Origin of the sequence: Bacillus sp. AFS017336 (assembly GCF_002555445.1) — a bacterium.
GTDB lineage: Bacteria > Bacillota > Bacilli > Bacillales > Bacillaceae_G > Gottfriedia.
Map to the genome: position 1 here is coordinate 42,339 of NZ_NUCO01000139.1, position 20,983 is coordinate 63,321.

Annotated in this window: 20 protein-coding genes and 1 tRNA gene; 14 read left to right on the forward strand and 7 right to left on the reverse strand. The window is 30.8% G+C overall.

The features are described from left to right. Positions 1-25 precede the first annotated feature (25 nt). From CN601_RS23725 to CN601_RS23740, 4 genes are all read right to left on the reverse strand, one after another. Positions 26-2,323, reverse strand: a complete 2,298-nt coding sequence (locus tag CN601_RS23725; RefSeq protein ID WP_098172515.1) for an ATP-dependent helicase — start codon at positions 2,321-2,323, stop codon at positions 26-28. A 216-nt stretch (positions 2,324-2,539) separates the two neighbouring features. Beyond that, positions 2,540-2,968: a GNAT family N-acetyltransferase gene (locus tag CN601_RS23730; protein ID WP_098172516.1), complete on the reverse strand. Its 429-nt coding sequence runs from the start codon at positions 2,966-2,968 to the stop codon at positions 2,540-2,542. After that, the gene (locus CN601_RS23735; protein ID WP_098117258.1) at positions 2,965-3,480 is read right to left on the reverse strand and encodes a YjcG family protein; all 516 of its coding nucleotides are present in this window, start codon (positions 3,478-3,480) and stop codon (positions 2,965-2,967) included. Before CN601_RS23735 ends, CN601_RS23730 begins: the two co-directional genes overlap by 4 nt. A 113-nt stretch (positions 3,481-3,593) precedes the next feature. Then, complete coding sequence (locus CN601_RS23740) at positions 3,594-4,322, reverse strand: alpha/beta hydrolase (protein ID WP_098172517.1); 729 nt, start codon at positions 4,320-4,322, stop codon at positions 3,594-3,596. A gap of 115 nt (positions 4,323-4,437) precedes the next feature. Between CN601_RS23740 and CN601_RS23745 the strand changes: the two genes are divergently transcribed. From CN601_RS23745 to CN601_RS23770, 6 genes are all read left to right on the forward strand, one after another. Next, the gene (locus CN601_RS23745; protein WP_098172518.1) at positions 4,438-5,352 is read left to right on the forward strand and encodes a DMT family transporter; all 915 of its coding nucleotides are present in this window, start codon (positions 4,438-4,440) and stop codon (positions 5,350-5,352) included. A gap of 145 nt (positions 5,353-5,497) precedes the next feature. Continuing rightward, entirely contained in the window at positions 5,498-6,811 is a 1,314-nt protein-coding gene (locus CN601_RS23750) for a TrkH family potassium uptake protein (protein WP_098172519.1), read from the forward strand. A 14-nt stretch (positions 6,812-6,825) separates the two neighbouring features. Next, a complete protein-coding gene (locus CN601_RS23755) occupies positions 6,826-7,482 on the forward strand; it encodes a potassium channel family protein (RefSeq protein ID WP_098172520.1) in 657 nt (218 codons plus the stop codon). Positions 7,483-7,583: 101 nt separating this feature from the next. Continuing rightward, entirely contained in the window at positions 7,584-8,750 is a 1,167-nt protein-coding gene (locus CN601_RS23760; protein WP_098172521.1) for a DUF6944 family repetitive protein, read from the forward strand. 271 nt (positions 8,751-9,021) lie between these two features. Further along, entirely contained in the window at positions 9,022-9,216 is a 195-nt protein-coding gene (locus tag CN601_RS23765; RefSeq protein WP_098117264.1) for a hypothetical protein, read from the forward strand. Between the two features lie 125 nt (positions 9,217-9,341). Beyond that, positions 9,342-9,414, forward strand: a tRNA-Val gene (locus CN601_RS23770). Positions 9,415-9,561: 147 nt separating this feature from the next. Here CN601_RS23770 and CN601_RS23775 read toward each other — a convergent pair. Further along, positions 9,562-10,734: a tyrosine-type recombinase/integrase gene (locus CN601_RS23775; protein ID WP_098172522.1), complete on the reverse strand. Its 1,173-nt coding sequence runs from the start codon at positions 10,732-10,734 to the stop codon at positions 9,562-9,564. After that, complete coding sequence (locus CN601_RS23780) at positions 10,721-11,620, reverse strand: hypothetical protein (RefSeq protein WP_098172523.1); 900 nt, start codon at positions 11,618-11,620, stop codon at positions 10,721-10,723. The genes CN601_RS23775 and CN601_RS23780 overlap by 14 nt, the downstream gene beginning before the upstream one ends. A 123-nt stretch (positions 11,621-11,743) precedes the next feature. Between CN601_RS23780 and CN601_RS27135 the strand changes: the two genes are divergently transcribed. From CN601_RS27135 to CN601_RS23805, 6 genes are all read left to right on the forward strand, one after another. After that, complete coding sequence (locus CN601_RS27135; protein ID WP_179865674.1) at positions 11,744-11,911, forward strand: hypothetical protein; 168 nt, start codon at positions 11,744-11,746, stop codon at positions 11,909-11,911. Beyond that, positions 11,908-12,108: a helix-turn-helix domain-containing protein gene (locus CN601_RS23785; protein ID WP_306659842.1), complete on the forward strand. Its 201-nt coding sequence runs from the start codon at positions 11,908-11,910 to the stop codon at positions 12,106-12,108. The genes CN601_RS27135 and CN601_RS23785 overlap by 4 nt, the downstream gene beginning before the upstream one ends. A 5-nt stretch (positions 12,109-12,113) precedes the next feature. Further along, complete coding sequence (locus CN601_RS23790; RefSeq protein ID WP_098172525.1) at positions 12,114-12,482, forward strand: CHC2 zinc finger domain-containing protein; 369 nt, start codon at positions 12,114-12,116, stop codon at positions 12,480-12,482. A 237-nt stretch (positions 12,483-12,719) separates the two neighbouring features. Then, on the forward strand, positions 12,720-14,273 hold the full coding sequence (locus tag CN601_RS23795; RefSeq protein WP_098172526.1) for a YfjI family protein: 1,554 nt from the start codon (positions 12,720-12,722) through the stop codon (positions 14,271-14,273). A gap of 159 nt (positions 14,274-14,432) precedes the next feature. Continuing rightward, positions 14,433-14,648: a hypothetical protein gene (locus CN601_RS23800; protein ID WP_098172527.1), complete on the forward strand. Its 216-nt coding sequence runs from the start codon at positions 14,433-14,435 to the stop codon at positions 14,646-14,648. Continuing rightward, on the forward strand, positions 14,645-14,899 hold the full coding sequence (locus tag CN601_RS23805; RefSeq protein ID WP_098172528.1) for a hypothetical protein: 255 nt from the start codon (positions 14,645-14,647) through the stop codon (positions 14,897-14,899). The genes CN601_RS23800 and CN601_RS23805 overlap by 4 nt, the downstream gene beginning before the upstream one ends. 161 nt (positions 14,900-15,060) lie before the next feature. On the opposite strand, the gene CN601_RS23810 is transcribed toward CN601_RS23805, so the two are convergent. Next, positions 15,061-15,408 (reverse strand): hypothetical protein, encoded by a 348-nt coding sequence (locus CN601_RS23810; protein WP_098172529.1) that lies wholly within the window; start codon positions 15,406-15,408, stop codon positions 15,061-15,063. 610 nt (positions 15,409-16,018) lie between these two features. Here CN601_RS23810 and drmA point away from each other — a divergent pair. Beyond that, positions 16,019-19,174 (forward strand): DISARM system helicase DrmA, encoded by a 3,156-nt coding sequence (gene drmA, locus CN601_RS23815; protein ID WP_257131802.1) that lies wholly within the window; start codon positions 16,019-16,021, stop codon positions 19,172-19,174. After that, positions 19,167-20,879, forward strand: a complete 1,713-nt coding sequence (gene drmB / locus CN601_RS23820) for a DUF1998 domain-containing protein (RefSeq protein ID WP_098172530.1) — start codon at positions 19,167-19,169, stop codon at positions 20,877-20,879. The genes drmA and drmB overlap by 8 nt, the downstream gene beginning before the upstream one ends. The last annotated feature ends 104 nt before the right edge of the window (positions 20,880-20,983 follow it).

Sequence of the window (20,983 nt, forward strand, 5' to 3'; positions counted from 1 at the left end):
TAATTTTTTATTATTTTTGTTATGGCTATTTTTTATTTATAAATCGTTTAATCAGTCGAGAAGGATTAGCTTTTTTTCCTCGTCTTCTTTGAAGAAGCGATAAGTATAATTGCTTTCTAGCTCTTGTACAAGCAACATATAAAAGGCGACGTTCTTCTTCTAATTGATCTAGGTTGCCGTTCTTTAACGACTCTAGAGCATAATCATGTGGAAAGCCACCGTCTACTACTCCTAATATATATACATAATCATATTCTAAACCTTTAGAGCGGTGAGCCGTTAAAAGCGAAATATTACCTTGTGATGATTGGTTTTTTTTCTGCTTGTATTCTTTAAACTTAGCTGAAATATGAAATGCGTGTTCTACAAACTCTCGAATTGATTTAAAGTTTTTGCTGACGACTTTTAAATCTCTTAAATCATCTGAAGGCCGTTCTATTTTATTAGATTCATTTCCGCGCTTTTTTATATAGTCTGTAAATGCAGGGCTTTCTTCAATTCGTTCAATCGCTTCTAATGGTGAAGCGATTTTTAAATAACGCAATATTTTAATTAGGTTTTCAATTTTTTTAATTTGAAATGGTGCAGCACTTTTTATCGTCGTAAATGCTTCTAAGAATGTTAGATTTTGCAATACACTGTTCATTTTTGCATCTTGAAATGCTTGCTGTTTTAGAAAAAAGACAGGCAATATTTCTTTTAAAGCGGACTGATGATCTTCATCTTCAATTAACAATAAGAAAGAGATCATTTTTCGAATAATCGGTCGATCATAAAATGAGTCTCCGTCTTGATCGATTGTAAATGGCAAACTTGTGCCAATTAAACGCTCAAAAACAGCCCTTGAGGCAGTATTAGTACGATATAAGATTGCAAACTGTCCTGGATTTGCACCATTATTAATTTTTTCTTTCATATCATTAATAATCATCGTAGCTTCCTCTTCTTCATCATACGGAAAGAAGAAAGAAGGTACCTTATCGTAGTCATATTGTGCATGCATTGATTTTACAAAACGATTTTTATTAGGTTTAATAACTTCGTTAGCCAAAGAAACAATACCATGAGTGGAACGATAGTTTTCACTTAAGTGATATATTTTAGCTCCTGTAAAATGCTCCTTAAAGTCTAAAATAAATCGAGGATCGCTTCCTCGAAACGCATAGATTGACTGGTCATCGTCTCCAACTGCTGTAATATTCTCTGTATGTTGAAAAAGAACTTTTAGAATATTAAATTGAATCTTATTAATATCTTGAAACTCATCGACTAATAAACATTTAAATCGATTCTGATAATGCAGTAGTAATTCATTATTTTCATTTAACATTTCAAAGCAGCCAAGTAACATATCATCAAAATCAAATTGTCCGTTTTGCTTTTTTAATGATTCATATTCTTCATAGAGTGAAGCGACCTGATTTTCCCAAGTATCTTTTGACCTAATCTCATGTGGATAAACGCAGGAGTTTTTCCATAAGCCGATTTGCTGAATAGCTTGGTCATATGCAAATGATTTTTCATCAATTTCAAGTCGTCTCCCAATTTGCTTTAACATGATTTCTTTTTGGAAATCTGACTTAATTAATCGACTAGAATCCCATTTTGTACGATCAAAGCGCAAAAGCATTTTATAAAAAATACTATGAAACGTTCCAATTTCCATCTGTTGCGTAGAATAACCAAGATTTTTCATGCGTTCTTTCATTTCTGCTGATGCTTTTGATGTAAACGTTACTAGCATCATTTCGTGTGGAAGTATACCGTTATTCATTAAGTACATTGCTCTAGTTGTAATTACACGGGTCTTACCACTTCCTGCTCCGGCAAGTACAAGTAATGGAGAACCCGTATGTGTAACGGCATCCCATTGTTGTGCATCTAATGAAATTTGATTGATCACATAGTCATCCGTTTTTTGCTCAACTTTTTTATATGGAGGAATGTGGTAAAAGGGTAGTCGATTAATAAATTGATTTTCATCTGTTTTTTCGATTGTAGATGTATTTGAGATTGAACGATTAGTAGGTAATTTAATCGTACCATCTTGATAATTTTCAGTAGTAGTTGTAGCAGCTGTTTCAAATCTAGCAATGATTGCTTCTTCTAATTCGATCGTTTTGTTTTTACATGCTAGATTTTGTTCTTTGTTTATATGATAAAAATGAGGAATATCATAAATAGTTAATGTGAAGCTTAAATTTTGCTGACAACTAGCACATTTCACTTCACCGCGAATACTGGCTTGATATATTTCCTCATATCTTGAACGAGGGAATTCTGGTAAATAGATTGTTTGATTTTGATAGTTTGCAATTTTCATTATTTTCCCCCTTAAATTTAATGCAGACTCATATATGTTAACAGAAAGACAGGCTTAATGGAAGGTAGGGAAGAGGTTCAAAGAAAAGAAATTAATAGACTTCCTTCCACTATTTTTCTTATTTTTCCTATCCTTTTAATGTCGATAAATGTTCATTATTCCAGCTATTTCCAAAAAAAGATCGAAGCTCTATAAGAACTCCGATCTTTTACCAGCTTATAATTTTAGATTCATTTCAACGTGTGGAATACCAGCTTCAAAAAATATTTCGGAAGTGATCGCGTAACCTAATTTTTCATAAAAAGGAATTGCAGATTCTTGTGCGTGAAGAACTAATTGGCTCAAGCCTTTTTCCTTTCCAGTTTTATGGATTAAGTACATGATTTCATTTCCAATTTTTTTTCCTCGATAGTTTTCTAGAACACAGATTCGTTGCACTTTTCCTGTCGATTCGATTAATCTTAGTCGACCAGCAGCAATCGGTTGTTCTTCATCATAAGATACGAAGTGAACACATTCAGCGTCTAGTCCATCGAATTCTAGTTCTTTTGAAATTTGTTGTTCTTCTACAAAAACTTCAACTCGAACCTTTAGGGCATCTTGTATTTCCTTTTCTGTTGCTGCAACGATCGTACGAATTGTCATTTATTTGCTCCTAATTTAAATGTTTCATATACTTCCCAAGCACCGTTTTCTAATTGGTAAACTAATTTAAAGCTATCAACTACTTCATTATAACTAAATTGAATCATGCGTAACTGACCAAGAATATCTGCAAATTCAGCATCTTGTAATTGCTGACCAATTGTAATATGCGGTACGAATGCATATTCTTTTGTTTCAGGGAACGTACCAGTGTACATTTTTTCATGAAGCTCTTTTAACGCTTCAACAGGTGTAACTTTTAAATAGATGACATTATTAACGGGTGCAAAAGAACTAACTTTATTAATTTCCAATTCAAATGGTTCAATTTGAGTCGCAATTTCATTTAATTGTGAAATAATATTTGGAAGTTGATCTTCATTAATCTCAAATCCACTTCTTAATGTAACATGAGGAGAAATTAACGTATAAGCTGGATCAAAACGTTTTCTATACTCATTTGCCTTTTCTTGAACGAAATTAGATGGAAAAATAACAACGCCACATTTCATAAAAATTACCTCCTGTTTTCGATACTTTTTATTTTAATTTAAAAAATTAACGATTTTAAAAACTACCAATTTTAATTATACCAAATTTTTTGAAAATCGATAAGTTTCGCGAATTATTTCGCTAAACTAATTTTTAACAATTCTTCTAATTGCTTTTCCCAATTAGTCCAAGTATGGTCTCCATCATATTCAGCATAATGTAATTCCACTGGGAAGTTGGCTAAATATTCTTTTAACTGTAATCCACCTTCGACAAAATTAACCCATTGCTTGCTTGGGGTAAAAACATTATCTTCTTGTTTTCCAACAGTTTGAATAATTGAAAGAATCGAATTTAATTTTGAATTCTTTAAAAACTCGATTACATCATCATTAACAAACGGAGACTGCATAATAATTTGTCCAAATGTATTTGGATATGTAAATGCTGCTTGTAGTGAAACCGTGGCACCTAATGAATCGCCTATTAACGTTCTACTATGTGCTAAACCAAGCAGTGGTAAGTGATCATCTAAATATGGTAGTAATTCTTCAGCTAAAAAGCGAATATAATTTTTTTGGCCAGGTTGAGATGGATGATATAGCTTAAAACGTTCTTCTGGTGAAGCATATGGAATTCCAACTACAATTGTAGGTTGGATCGATCCTTCTTTCGTTAATTTTTCGATAACTCTATGTACTTTTCCTAGATTAAAATAATCTTGACCATCTTGTGTAATTAATAAGTGATGTTTTATTAACGGAGTGTACTGGCTTGAATAGTATATTGTAAATGTAACTTCTTTTTGAATGTGTTCACTATATAATGTATGTTCTTCTCTTGTACCATTTGTTTGAATCATAAATGTCTCCTCTTCTTTTCCCTAGGATGATATAATTAGATGTTACTTTATATAAAAAAATTAGAAAAGTAAAAAGTGTTAAACGCTTACAAATTAAGTCATAATGAGGTGAAACATGAGTAAAAAACAACCTAATGCAATGATGTCATTATTAATATTGTCCATTGTTGCCATTTCAACTTCAGCTATATTAGCTAAATGGACGGATGCCTCTCCATCTGTTTTAAGCATGTATCGCCTCTGGTTTACATGTATATGGATGCTACCATTTGTATTGAAGCGAAAAAATGAGTTAAAAGCTTTAAAAAAATCTCATTATAGGTCATTCGCTTTAGGTGGATTAATGTTAGCGATTCATTTTATTTTATGGTACGGTTCATTAGTGTTTACTTCAGTGGCAAGCTCAACCATTATATTAGCTCTTCAGCCACTTGTAGCAATGATTCTTGGTTACTTTGTCTTTAAAGAACGAACTTCCATGCAATCTAAAATATGTATGATCATCGCGATTATTGGTGTATGTCTAATAGGATTCGGTGATATTGGTTTAAGTATGTCAGCTTTTAAAGGTGATATTCTTTCGTTTTTAAGTGTAATTGCCGCAGTGCTCTATTTAATGGTTGGACAAACTACCGTAAAAAATACGTCTCATTGGGTGTATAGTTTTTGGGTATTCGCATTTTCAGCGGCATTTTTAACAATTTATAATATTGTAACAATGGATAATTTCTTTGATTACCAATCAAAAGATTGGATCATCTTTATTGCATCAGCTATTATTCCATCATTAGCTCATATTATTAATAACTATTTATTAAATTACGTAAATGCTACAACGATCTCAATGAGTATACTTGGAGAACCAGTTGGTGCCTCTATTTTAGCAGTATTCCTTCTTCACGAAATGCTATCATCATTTCAGTTAATCGGAGGCACAATCGTAATCTTAAGTGTATTCCTGTATTTATATCAACAACAAAAAGAAGTTTCATCGATACAAGTGAAATCGGATAATTCTTCATCAGCATAAAAACGTTAAGATGACTTTCAAATCTTTCTATTGATTTGAAAGTTTTTTTGTTTTTTTACTAAAAATAGGTAGAATAGATAATAACAATTAGTAAAAAATTCCATGAACTTTTATCCCGTAACTTAAAGGAGAAAAAGAGCTACTTATGAAAAAAAAGAAGAAACCAAAAAATCCTCTCCATTACATATTCATTTCCTATATATTAATTACATTTTTATTTTCATTTTTATACTATCTGCCATTTACGAGAATTTCTACAATTAGCTATATTGACAGTTTATTTGTTTCAACTAGTGCGATTAGCGTGACTGGGTTAACAACAGTAAACTTAGTTGAGACATTTAATGTGTGGGGCAAAATATTATTAATGATTCAAATGGAAATTGGTGCGATCGGAATTGTTGTATTTATTAGCTATGGATTTATGATCCTTGGTATTCGGATTACAATTTCAAATTTATTAGTCGTATCAAAAGATCAAAATCAAAGTAGTATAAAGTCAATTAGACGATTAAGTTTGTCGGTTTTATTTACATCATTAATTTTTCAATTTATAGGTGGTTTATTTTTTTATAGTCAATTTAGGGATAAATATGACACCGTATTTGAAACATTATTAGTTACAGCATTTCATTCAATTGCAAGCTTTACAAACACGGGCTTTGATTTATTTGGCAATAGTTTAATCTCATTTCAAAAAAATAATCTAGTCTTAATTGTAACAGCGGCACTAATTTTTATAGGTGGATTAGGCTATCCAACTATAATGGAATACGTCTATAAATATAATAAGAAAAAATCTTTATTTACGAGAATCAATATGCGACTACATTTTTCGTTTATGATTCTAGGAACGATTATTTTTTGGCTTTTAGAAAGAGGGCATGCTTTTAAACATTTAAATTTTTTAGATCAACTAACAAACTCAATGTTTTTATCGGTTACAAGTCGTAATGGAGGGTATGCACCTCTTGATATTGCAGAATTGACATTACCTGCAATATTGATTCTTTTAGTGCTTATGTATATCGGTGGAGCTTCCTCGAGTGCAGCTGGAGGGATACGCTTAACAACAGTTTCGGTGTTAGCAGCAAAAATGTTTGCGGTCATTAAGTCACGAGATGATACGATTATATTTAGAACAAGTGTAAAGAAAGAAGTAGTTGACCGTGCATTTGTTATAGCGATGAGTTTTATCATTTTGATCACAGTTGCAACAATCATAATTTCTATTTTTGAACCGTTTCAATTAGATTTGATTTTACTAGAAGTAATTTCAGCAATTACGAATACCGGACTATCATTAGGGATTACAACAAATATACATAGCATATCGAAAATAATATTAATTCTACTTATGTTTATTGGTAGAATTGGAATTTTCACGCTAATTTATTTCGTACTTCGAGTAGATAACCAAAAGTTAAGATATGTTGAAAAAGATTTAGCAGTTGGGTAAGGAGGAGAGTTTAAATGCCAAAGCAATACTTAGTAATTGGTGCTGGTCGATTTGGTCGAGGGATTGTAAAAGAATTAGATCGATTAGGTCATGAAGTTGTGGTATGTGATAAAGAAAAAAAGACATTAGATCAATTAGAGGAGTATACAGAATATGCAGTAATCGGCGACTTGCGTGAGGAGTCCATTCTAGAAGATTTAAGTGTAAGTCAATTTGATGCAGTATTTGTTGCGATTGGAACGGATTCCTTAGCCTCTATTTTAATCACGAGAAGATTGAAAGAGAGGAAGGTAAAAAGAATTATTTGTAAAGCAAATAATCGTGAAGTAGGAGGGATTTTAGAAAGTATAGGTGCCGACTTAGTCATTTATCCGGAAGAGGAAGCAGGACATAAAGCAGCACGAATGGAAGCGATGAGCGGAATCATTGAGTACATCGAAATTACAAAAAATGTTGCAGGTGTAGAAACGGTCATCCCAGAAAAATTAGTCGGTAAAACATTAAGGGAAATGAACTTTTCCGTGAAGTACGGTATAACAGTTGTACTAATCATCCGTGATGGCGAGCCAATGGTATCCCAAATCGGAGACGTTGTTTTTCAAACTGGCGACTTAATTTTTATTGTAGGAGAAAAAACAAAAATTGAAATATTTAAGAAGAAAGTTGGGTAGATGCATTTCGGGCTTAATTATATTTACCTATTTGGAACGTTTAAACGCCTTAGATGAATATACTAATCCTAAATGACTAATCAAGGATTGGTGTTTCTATAATGAGCCAAGTGATGGAGGTTATTGGTTCATGGGTAAATGCGATTGGAACAATCAGTTCAGCAATAAGTAGTACACCCATGAGAGGATTAAAAGGAGAAAACCGAAAAAGATGGGAAGATATAAGTTTTCATCTAGATTTTGGTGGAAATTCATTTCAAGCGATCGGAAATATCATTGAAGCATACTTAGGTGAATCAAGTGCATTAGAAGATGCAGGGGAAATTATCCAAGCTTCAGGTAATGTCACCGTATTATTTAGTTTATTAGCCGCAGAAGCAGAGGAAGAAAAAGAAGAAGAAGAAAAAAATCCAGATCGAGCGATAAAATTAAATATAACAGGGAATGCACAACAAGCATTTGGTGGCTTAATAGCAGCTCTAGAAGAAGTAAGTGAAGAAGATTTTGATGTGTCTGGTTTCATGGGAAACTTTTTACAAGCAATCGGAAATACATTACAAGTATTGGGTGGATTAGTAGAGTTAGAAATTGAGGATTTAAAAGACTATTTAGAAGAAACTGGGCAAGTAGAAGAACCTAGCGATTTATCAGATGGAGTCATATTTGACGTACTTCATGATTATCCAGGAAGTGCTCACCAGCCCGAGGGTAGTGAACTTTCCGACGGAATTATATTTGATGAAGTTCAAGAATATCAGGGTAGATTATCAGAAGCTAGTGATCTATCAGATGATAATAATCAGAAAACAATAGTAAAAACAAATGAAGAAATTTTAAGTGAAATAGAAATGCTTTTTGGTAGAATACCAGATTACGAACCGATTGAAGTACCGGATGAACCGATTTCAAGTCAACCGGAAGTACCCAGTGATTTAGCAGATGGCGTAATTTTTGATGTACTTCAACAATATGAAGAAGAAACTGAAACAAATCCATTAGTTAAGGAATACGAAGAGCTAGCATTACTACTAAAGTATAGCGGCAGCTGGATTCAAGCTGGCGGTTCAATCATATCCGTCTATTCTGAGCAAAAAGAGTTACTAAGAGTGAAATCTGAACAAAATGAGGAAGATAAACAGGCATTAGAAAGTAAGAAGAATACTAAAAGAACTAGAAATAGTAAGAAAAAAATGTCCGAAACTCCAACAGAATCAAAGGAAAACAAAAATACAACTTCTGATTACTCGGTGTTCAGGAAAAAGAGCTAACAAAATAAGCGTTCGTGTTAATGTTAGTTCTAGATACATAGAATTGATTTGAGATAATAAAAAGGTACAACGGAAACTCTAAAATTAAAAGAATTAAACGTTTTTATAATAATGAAGATGATCACTGTATTAGCTACTAAGATAGATAATAATTAACGATTACAAAATTATTTTGATTACATAATAGGCAAACTGGCAAATATTAATAGTAAAAGAGTGTTTAATTCTAACACTAAGGAATATTAATATTTAACTAACAGGAGAGAGGCCTATGAAAAACAGAATGATGAAAATCGTTAAAAACTATCATGTGCAAACAGTTGTCTTTGGAATTGGTGTCCTACTATTATTCTTAACAATTGTAATTGGTAGCATTCTCTTAAGTAATATCCCAAGTGACCACGATATGAGATGGAAAGATTTAATGCACACAATTAGTAACTTAGAAGCAAAATCGAATAGATGAATGGCTGATTAAATCTATTCAATAGCATTTATATTCAGAATTTATTGTTAAAAATTGGTTGAAGTGAACGAGGTAAAACAGTATAATAGAGTTTAACATAGTGATTTAATCTCACTATATATTACGATTCCATAGCTCAGCTGGGAGAGCACTACCTTGACAGGGTAGGGGTCGCTGGTTCAAGTCCAGTTGGGATCATTAGTACAGAGCCTTGAAATGCTATTCATTTCAAGGTTTTTTTTATATAACAGAAATTTAAGTTTGAAGTAGTACAGGTGAATTGGTGGCATATTGGTGGCAAAAATATTAATTTATCTTTTGTTTATTCAAAATTACATAATTATGTTAGCTATTTTTTTGTTTTTCAAAATACATATTAAATTGTGCTGCCGCTTTTTCATCAGCGCTCTCAAGTGTATGACCATATAAGTCCATTGTTGTACTAATTTTAGAGTGACCAAGTCGATCACTAATTACTTTCATGTGGACACCTTGATTTATTAATAACGTTGCTGAAGTATGACGTAAATCATGAAAAGTAATTGATGGCAAATTATATAATCTCAATCGTTTTCTCCACCATGACGATACACTTGAAGGATGCATAGGTAATCCGTCCCATGTAGAAAAGATCAAGGATTTATTTCCACCATTCCATTTATCACCAATAGACAATTTTTCTTTTATTTTTAATTGTCTATATTTTTTAAGTTGATCAAGAATAGGTTTTGGTAAAGATATAGATCTATTTGAGCTTTTTGTTTTTGTTTCCTTAAAAATATGTCCTTCATTTTTTGTATAAGATAATGATTGTTGAACCATTAATTTTCCTTGTTCAAAATCAACATGCTCCCACTCTAATGCAAGTAGTTCACCTCGTCTGATTCCTGTTGTAATTGCAAGTGTTACAATCATCTTCCATTTCAGTTCTTCTTTGTTTAATTTTTCTAATAGAATTTGAACTTGACTTTCATCATAAACTGCTTTTTTATTTACGATTACTTTTGGTTTTTTAATTCCGCTTACTGGATTAACTTTTAATATCTTCCATTCTACTGCACGAGTAAATATGTTTTTTAATATTCTATGGTAGTATTGGATTGTTGCAGAAGAAAGCTTCCCCGATTTACCATCCTCCCTCATTCCATCATTTTGCAAATTATCTAAAAAATCAAGGATGAGTAATGTATTGATTTGATCCAATTTCATATGTCCAAATACTGGAGTTATGCGATTTGAAATATATATCATATAGGTTTCATAAGTACTTGGGGATAGTTGTTTTCTTGCATATTTTTCTTTCCATTCTTCGATAAAGTATTCAAATGTCATTTTCTGAGGAGAGATATATGCACCTGCCTCAATTTCAGTTTGAAATATTGCTAATTCCTTTTTTGCTTCAGATTTATTTTTACAAGTTATAGTTTTTGTTTTTCTTATTCTTTTACCTAATGAATTAAAACCTACATCTACAACTAATCTATATGAGTTGTTTCCTCTTTTTTCAATATAAGCCATTATTAGCTTTCCTTTCTCTATATCGCTTTTTTTTAGCAAAATTAATACATGTTGAACTGCAATATATATTATTAACTCTAGCAGGAGTAAAAGGAGATAGACATGCTTTACATACTTCTTGCTTTTTTGTAATCAACATTAGTAATAATACGTATATTGCTTCTTTCATATTTTTAACTTCAAGAATAGGTTCAATTGTTAATTCCTCTATACTTCTAAAGGCATTTATTTGCTCAACATGAATTTTATCCGGTCTAACAACAAGATTTAAATCTTGTTTATAAAGTATGGTAGTTAGATACAAAAAACCGAATAGTTGATAGCTTGCGGTTTCATTTTTTAAAAACTCGCTTATATCTGTTTCGAACTCTATTACATCTACATTAAACGACGAGCATTTAAAAAATACGCGGGATTTAGTACCTCTTTTGGCAGATAAAGTTTCTTCATTTTCAATATAATATTCTTTTCCATCAATAGTTCTAGTAATTTGATTTCTTGGAGAACTTAATATAATCCAATCTTTTAAGTTAGATAATTCTTTATTTATCACTTGAGCATATCTTGCGATTAAAATATTAAATTTTTCAATTTCGATCCAGAATGTATTCATGGACTGCTTAAGATCATTATTAATAAAACCCCATTTTTCAACAAATTGTTGAAATAGAATCTTTTCATTTTGTTTCGTTCTTTTATTACAAGTAAAGTGTATGTCCTGGATTAAACCTCTTTTTTTCATCCAAGTCTCCTCGTAATAAACATCATAACTCTTATGAATTTTTCCATTAGAAATTGCAAAATAATCACCATCTGACTCTTCAAAAATTAACTCATATACATTTTGTGTAAATTTAGTATCGATACCATAGAGTTTTTTTTTCATTTTATCCCTCCTGAATTATTTTTGTCCACCGTTTTTTCCACTATTTAAATATTAAAAGGTAGACAATAATATAATACAACAATATCAATAGCATTTACAAGTGCCTGAAAGGAGGTGATAAAAATGAATAATAAAGAAATGAAATTAGCAATTAAAAAATCTAATTTGTTTCAATGGCAAATTGCAGAGATCTATGGTGTAAGTGAAAGTCAGTTCTGCAGAATGCTAAGACACGAACTGCATGATGATGTAAAAAAAAGAATTAAAGAAATAATTAAAGAAATTGGGTGATCAAATTGCTTAGGCTCACATTATGTGCACAAGAAGTTGCAAGTTATTTAGGAGTTTCAATAGATTCGATTTATAAACTAGTTAGAGAAAAGAAAATTCCATACATTAAAGTAGGGAAAAGAATATTATTTCGAGTCTCATCAATAGACGAATGGATATGTAAACAAGAAAACCAAAACCATAATTATAAGGAGTAAGGAGAATGATGATATTTGACATAATAAAAGCTGAATTAACAATAATAAAAGCTTTAGAAAAATATACAAATACCCAAATAAATAATAACAGCATCAACAAAAAACAATTTAATATTAGATGTCCTTTTCATAAGGATAGAAATCCAAGCTTTACTATATATAATGATACAAATACGTTTCGTTGTTGGGCAGGATGTAATAAAGGGAAATCTGGAGATGTAATTGATCTGGTATCGCTTGCATTAAATGTAAATATAAGTCTTACTTTAAAAATTTTAATAAAAGACCTAGGAATTTTAAATTGTAGTAGTAGTAATTTAAATATTTCTATTAGTAATAGATCGAAAAATAATGATTTTAATAAATTATTTTAAAAAAATTTCAAAGAAAAAATTGATAATAGAATAAATATACTTTCCGATTTATTAAGATTAATAAATAATAAGTTATTTTCAATTACTACAATTAAAGACTTTGAAAAAATTGGAAGTCTATATCATCATAGAGAATTAATTAATTATTGGTTGGAGGGTTTATTAAGTATAAATTCAATTGATCAATTTGATGCGTTAATATCATCTGGAAAATATTTTAGAAGGAAAAATATATAAATGAACTTTGATCTAAATGATCTTCAAAATTATTTTAGTAAAGAAGATTTTATTAATGAAGATATACTTTCTAGTCAACAAATTGAAAATATGTCAAATGATGTATGGGAAGAACCAGTACAATTTGAAAATTATGATGTGCCGAGTTTTCCAATCAAAATATTTCCTAATTGGATAAAAGAATTTATTGAATCTGTAGCAGAAACAACTCAAACTCCAGTTGATGCGGCTGCCATGATTGCTCTATCAATAATTTCAACAGCTTGTGCTAAAAAAATAAAAATCAATCCGCATGGAGATTGGTACGAACCCGTTAATTTATTTATGGTAGTTATTCTATCTCCAGCTAATAGAAAAAGTGCTGTCTTTACTTTAATGCAAGAACCACTTTTATTATTTGAGAAAGAAATCAGAGAAAATAATAAAAAATTAATTTTAAAACAAAGTACTGAAAAAGGGGCTTTAATAAAAAGAAAAGACCGATTAGAAAATGAATATTCTAAAAATGGTGATAGCGAAATTCTTGAAGAGTTAATAATCCTAAATGAGGAAATCGAATCAAAAGAAGTGAACATTACACAACGTTTAATAACAGATGATGTTACTTCAGAAAAGTTAGTTAGTTTATTAGTAGAGAACAATGAGAAAATGGCAATTTTATCTGCAGAAGGAGGTATATTTGACAATATTGCCGGAAGATATTCTAAAAATTCAAAACCAAATTTAGAAATATACCTAAAAAGTTATAGTGGTGATTATTGTGCAGTAGATAGAATGGGACGTACGGAGACATTAAATAATCCAGCTCTTACTATTGGTCTATTTATTCAGCCAGATGTAATAATGGGATTACCAACAACTTTTATTAAAAGAGGTTTATTAGGTAGATTTTTATTTTCTATGCCAAAATCATTAATTGGATACAGGAGAGTAAGACCTAAATCTTTAAATAAAGATATGAAAAATATATATTATGAAAATATATATAAAATATTGAGATTTAATGTAGATAAGGAAATTGTTCTTAAATTTAGCAATCAAGCAAATGCAAAATTTAAAGAGTTTGAAGAAAAGATAGAATTAGCACTTAGGGAAGACGGGAAACTATCTGATATTGAACATTGGGGTGGAAAATTAGCAGGTCAACTAGTACGTATAGCTGGATTGCTTCATATTACCAAAATTTTAGAAGTAAATAGTAATGCTGAAATTACTTGTGAAGATATATTAATAGAAATTGATTCGGATATAATAATGAATACAATAGAGTTAGCATACTACTTTTATGGACATGCAATAAATGCCTTTAAAGAAATGAAAATGGATCTAAAAATAAACGATGTAAAATATTTATTAAAAAAAATAAAGTCATATCAATTAAATGAAATTAGTTATAGAAGAATACAGCAGGATACAAAAACTAAATTTAATAGTGATTATCTTAAACAACTTTTAGTAGTTCTAGAGGAGCACAAATATATTAAATTCTATAAAGATGGTTTATCAGGTAATAAAGGAACTATTAAGGTGTCACCTTTATTTTTAAAAGATTAATGAATACCCCAATTACCCCTTTTTTTAAATTAGAGCTAACATGGGGTAATTGGGGTAAATGTTTGATAAATGTAAAATATATGCTATGTTTTTGTACATTTTGCTATTAAAAAATCAGTCTAAGCCCTTTTGTATCAAGAATTTAGGAGGGAGTCTATTTTGTTTGATCCAAAAAGTAATATACGATTAAATAAACCTCAAGATGTTAGAAGATTATTAGCTAGGGTAATAAATGAATTGATGAAAAAAGAACCTTCTAGTATTGAGCGTGCAAGAGTCATAGCTACATTATCAAATAGTATTATTAAAGCTATGGAAGTAGGGGAGCTGGATGATCGAATCAATGAAATAGAAAAGAGATTAGGCGAAATATGATCTTAAAACAGCGTTTAAATAAAATATATAAAAAGCTACCTAAGATAGAAATAAAAGATAATCAAGTTGAATTAATTAAGAGTATTTGTAGCTTGCTAATTGAAAACAACCATAAGGAATTCATTGAGGCATTAAAAGTTAAATATTGTTTAGAAGCAAATAAAGAATTACTAAATGAAAATCAAAAAGAAGAGTACCAACGTATTATTATTCGTGTAAAAGAAATTATTTTAGAGAATATGGAAAATTAAGAAATTTAAAAATGACTTTAAAAATTCAATCTTGATATTTTTAAAATATAGGCTCTGTTAAAGTAAATTGTTGATATTTGCCCATTAAAAAAAATAAACCTTCTAATAATATTAGAGGGTTTATTTCGCTTCGCTCTATTCTTTCCATTAGTTTTCCTACACTATTTATTATCCTTATTAATAGCGTCAAACAATTTAGCTGGGGATAATTTTCTTAATTCAGTATTACTTTCTAGTCTAGGCTTCGCGATGTTATAAGTAAACACATTCGCATCATGGGCGTCAAAGCCCTTTTCCAAAATTAAGTATTGAGTCAATTCTCGACAAGGATACCATATAATTTTCTCAAATTGGAGCATAGACATTGCGCTCTCTCGGTTAATATTACATATCTTCATCAAAACGCGCAGAATTTCATAATCCTTAACCTTTGCTTCATACAGCGCGGCAGTCACTTGTTTTATCTCATTATGCCTAATTCGACGTTCTTCTATAGAACTTAAATTCATGCTCATTTCCTCCTAAAATTAACTAATGTTTATATTTATTACAGGTTGACTTAATGGAGATCAACAAAAATTGAATAGCCCAATTTATCATAATCCTTTTACACAGTAGTTATCTTATGTGACATAATTATAGCATTTTTTACCATAACATTTTGAAATAAACAATCTTTTTTAATAGAGCCAAAATATAAAAAAATTACTCATTTACAATGAAACGAATTGCTAAGCATGCGATTGTTGAATAACAAAAGGAGCTGAGATTGCCTCGGCTCCTTTTTCAATTAGTGGCCATTCTCTTATCTCAATATCAATTACATAATGCAAACAAATATTTTGAAATTTATTGTATTACAGAAATTCAATAGTAAATAATGGTGGTCATTTAGATTTAACTGATTTACCAAATATAGCTCGAAAATGAATTTATCAATAAATATTATCGTAGGAAATGGAAACGATTCAAGGCAATTATTATGTTATAGAATAAGGGAAATATGAAATTAAAAAGGATCTGATTTTATAGAGCCTTTTTATTTTTTGATAACCCGAAAAAATGAATTGTTTCATAGTACAATAGATACAACGATTAGTAAATTAAGGAGTATGAATAATGGATAAAATACTGAATAAATTAGATCCTTATTTAGAACGAAGAAAAGACTTAATCAGTAATCTTGAATCGATTTTAATTGGACCAATAGAGGAAAAAGAAATATTAAGTAGTAAAAAAACACCTAATGCACTCTATCTAACGGGGAAATTGGTTCCTTTTGGTTCAACTGTTGAAGTAGTAAACGAAGAAGATTATGAAATTCAAACGAATGAAATATTAGATACAGAGAAAGTAGATGAATTTATTGCAAATCGTAATCCTTTTCGAGCATCGTCAATGGGATTTAGTTTTCGATTGAATAAATTAGTTCCTATTAATATTACAATTTCATGGGGAATGTATGATGAGGATTATGAAAGAAAACCAATTACATTTCAATTAAATAATATCATTCCAGAAACAAAAGAGTGGCAGTTAGAAGAACCTGGATTATTACGATGTAAAGTTAAAGAAAGAGATGGAGTTTTTCATGTTAGTTTTTATCTTTTAAATGGATACAAGCGCAATTCATATCCACTTCAAAGTGAAATTATGTTCCAAACAAAAATATCAATAAAGTTTCAAGACAATGCGATTTTAAAATTTGTATCGAGAGCGGATCAAAGTAATTTGGAGGATGAATTACTATATCGTCATGTAAATGAGTATGCAATCGGACATGGTGTTGGTGTAGATTATAAATTCGAGGATAAGTTATGTTTATTAGAAACTACATGGTTACCTACTGCTGAAGTACCAATAGTAGAACATAAAGTAATTGATGGATTGGATACATCAATGATGAGTATAGCGAAAATGTCAAAGCAAGATCTTAAAACTAATTTAAGCAAAATTGTTGATTCTTATACAGAATGGGTAACTTCTGAGTATGCCAAGTTTGAAGGTATATCTCCTCATTTACATGAAGTAGTTAATGATTATTTATTGAAGGTCAAGGTTATTATTGGAAGAATTGAAAGTGGTATCAATTCTATTGTTTCGAATGAAAGAAATTTTAAGGCATTTCAATTTGCTAATAGAGTAATGGCAATACAGCAGGCACAATCGAAAGTAGCATTAAGATATCGATCTACTGAAGAAAGAATTCAACCGGTGTACACTGGGACTTGGAGACTTTTTCAGTTAGCATTTATTATTATGAATATCGACGGTATCAGTAATCCACATCATAATGATCGAGATTTAGTTGATTTATTATGGTTTCCAACTGGAGGAGGAAAAACTGAAGCATATTTAGGTATTTCTGCTTTCTTAATAGGGTTAAGAAGATTAAATGGTGTTTCACATCGTCGTGAAACTTATGCTGGGATAACTGTAATGATGCGATATACGCTAAGATTACTGACAACGCAACAATTTCAACGAGCAACAGCTATGGTATGTGCAGCTGAATTTATTCGTCAGAAGGATGCATTAACATGGGGAATTGAACCATTCTCTATTGGATTGTGGATTGGTCAAGCATCTACTCCAAATAAAATTGTAGAAGCTAAGGACAAAATTCAACAAATTTTAGATGGGAATGAAGTAACCGAGGGAAATCCAATGCAATTAGAAAATTGTCCGTGGTGTGGTAATCCTCTAACAGCACATAATTATCATTTTGAAGATCATAAACAAAAAATAACATGTAGTAATCCAGAGTGTTATTATGCTAGTAATGGTGGTATTCCAGCGTTTACTGTGGATGAGGTTATATATAATCAAGTACCAACTATTCTAATTGGTACGGTAGATAAAATTGCTCAAATAGCTTGGAACAAACGTTTCTGTGAATTGTTTGGATGGAAAACACACTATAGTCCAATTGAAGGTTTTGTAAATGACTTGGAATATAAGAGCTATCATTTGATTAATAAACAGAAAATTAATACCGAAGAAATAGATCATTTGATTCCACCTGAATTAATTATTCAAGATGAGCTTCACTTAATAAGTGGACCTTTAGGTTCTTTAACTGGCTTGTATGAAGTGGCAGTTGATTATCTATGCCAAAATAATAGAGTAGGACCAAAAATTATTGCATCAACAGCAACGATTCGTGGTGCAGAAGAACAGGTTAAAAGATTATTTGGAAGGAAAGTGTCTCAATTTCCTTTGTCTGTAACAGATGCTAGAGATAATTATTTTTCATATCAAGTTCCATTAGATAAAAAACCTGGACGTTTTTATTTAGGAGTATGTTCACCAGGAGTAAGTGGTGCAATCCATACAGTTCACGTTTATGCTGCATTATTATCCATAATTCGTAAATTAGAAGATAAGGATGATTCAATCGATCCGTATTGGACAGTCCTTGGATATTTTAATACTGTGAAAGAATTATCAGGAACATCTACTAAATTAAAAGATGAAATACCAATTCGGATAAAACTATTAAGAGGACAAAATCAAAAAGAAGATCAATTAGTTTCAGAGGAATTAACCTCTCGAAAAAAAGCAGCAGAAATTCCTCAAGTATTAAGTGCTATTGAGCGGAAATATGATGAAAACGGATTAGATGTAGTATTAGCAACAAATATGATTTCTGTTGGTGTAGACATTGATCGTTTAGGGTTGATGGTTATGCATAGTCAGCCAAAGACTGCTTCTGAATATATTCAAGCAACCAGTCGAGTAGGAAGAAGTTATCCTGGATTAGTTGTTACTTTATTTAATTCAATGAGAGCAAGAGATTTATCACACTTTGAACGTTTTAAGTCATTTCACCAGGCAATGTATCGGTTTGTAGAACCAACAAGTGTGACATCATTTGCTAAAGGAAGCTTAGAAAGAGGTCTTACAGGTCTTGTTGTTGGAATGATACGACAAACAGATTTTGCTCTTCGAAAAGAAAATGGAGCAAAAGAATTTTCTCAAACAAGCATCACAGAAGAAATACTTGAATTTATTTCCAAAAGAGCCACTTCGACAAGTGAAGTTGAATTTGAGGAAATAAGAAATGAAGTGGAGAAAATCTATACATGGTGGGAAGAACGGGCTAGTGTTGAAGAAAAACTAAGCTACCGACAGGATGTTAAACATGGAAGAGTAAAGCATTTGTTAAGAGGTTTTAAAGAGAAAACTAATTATAGATTTGCTAGACCAACTTTAAATTCACTTCGAAACGTAGAAGGAGAGATTAAAGTTATTGAGGTGAAAGACTATGAGTAAAAAAGAAATAGGAAAACTTCGACCGACTCAATTACTTCACTATCATGGACCAGGAGCAATTGTCGATTTATTAGAAGATAGTGTGATGATTTCAGCAGCTGATGAATGGGCTATTCCAAGAGAAAATCGATTTCATGAACCAAGGTTAGAAAGAATGTTAAACATTGACTTTATTAAATTAATAAGTGAAGAAGAGGATCGTATAAAAGTTGGAGCAAGACCATTTCCTAAATGGAGAATTTGTCCTTCTTGCGGAATGATGGATTCATTTGCTAGTAAAGAATGTTTTTATTGTAAGAAAAATGAAGACAAGAATGTGAAGTTATATCCTTCTCGATTTATTACAGTTTGCGAAAAAGGCCACATAAGTGATTTTCCATGGATAGAATGGGCTCATAAAGGTAAAAAATGTTCTAAGGAAAAACCAATATTAAAATACAAATCAAAAGGTGCTGCAGGATCATTATCAGATATTGTAGTAACATGCGTAAAATGTGGAGAAAGAAATACTCTATCGCAAATCATGAAAGCTGAAGAAATAGAAAGATATATCACTCATTGTACTGGAGAACGCCCTTGGTTAAATGACAAAGAGAAATGTTCAGAAAAAATGAAGACTAGCCTAAGAGGAGCATCAAATATTTATACGCCGGTTATTACAAGTGTCTTATCAATTCCATTAACTGCTTCACAAAACGATGAGCTCATGTATATTGTTGACAGTAAAAGAGATGTTATAACTAATTTGTTAGAAATTCCTGGTTTTGATGAAAATGCAAAGAGGACCTTAATTTGTCAGGCTTTAGGAAGATCAGAAACAGAGTTTGAAAGAATTATAAATTTTTTTAAGAATGAAGAAGTTGTAACGTTTGATTCAATTCGTAAACAAGAATGGTCGACTTTAATTATAGGTGATATAAATGATGAAGATGAAACAGGATTTGTAAGTAAAAAAATGTCACTCCACGAAGAGTTACAACAGTATTTTAAATCGATTGTTAGAGTAGATCGTTTGCGTGAAGTAAGAGTATTAAATGGATTTTCACGCTTACAATACCCAGATCCATTTTTTGAAGAAGCGATAGATGGCCTTCCGATCATGAAAGATAGACAAAATTGGTTACCTGGTGTTCTAGTTCATGGAGAAGGAATATTTTTTGAGTTTAATCCTAAAGCCATAAATAAATGGCAAACAAACAGTTTTGTAAAAAATGAATTGGGGAAAATAATAAAGAAATATAACTTCATGAGAGAAGAACTGGGATACCATCAAAGAGAATTATCACCCAAAGATATACTGATTCATACTTTTTCTCATATGCTAATTAAAGAATTTGCAGCACATTCGGGCTATTCGACTACTTCTTTAAGAGAAAGACTTTATTGTGGACCAGATATGATGGGAGTTTTAATTTATACAGCCTCGTCTGATTCTGAAGGAAGTTTAGGTGGTTTGATTGAACTATCGAAACCTGAAAAGTTATTTCCTATTTTTCTAAGAGCAATAGAGCAATTTGAACATTGTTCATCTGATCCACATTGTTCGGATGGAGATTTTGAATTGCAAACATCTATAAACGGTGCAGCTTGTCATGCTTGTTCATATGTGTCTGAAACATCATGCGAATGGAATAACCATCTTTTGGATCGTAGAACAATTACTCAACTACTTGATTTTGAAGAGGTGGCGTTTTTTAAATATTAATTTGTAAATAGGTAGCAAAAGCTACCTATTTTTTATCCATAATTAATTACTTTTAGGTAAATTCATTATTTCATTTTTAAATGTATTTTAAACGTATTCAAATT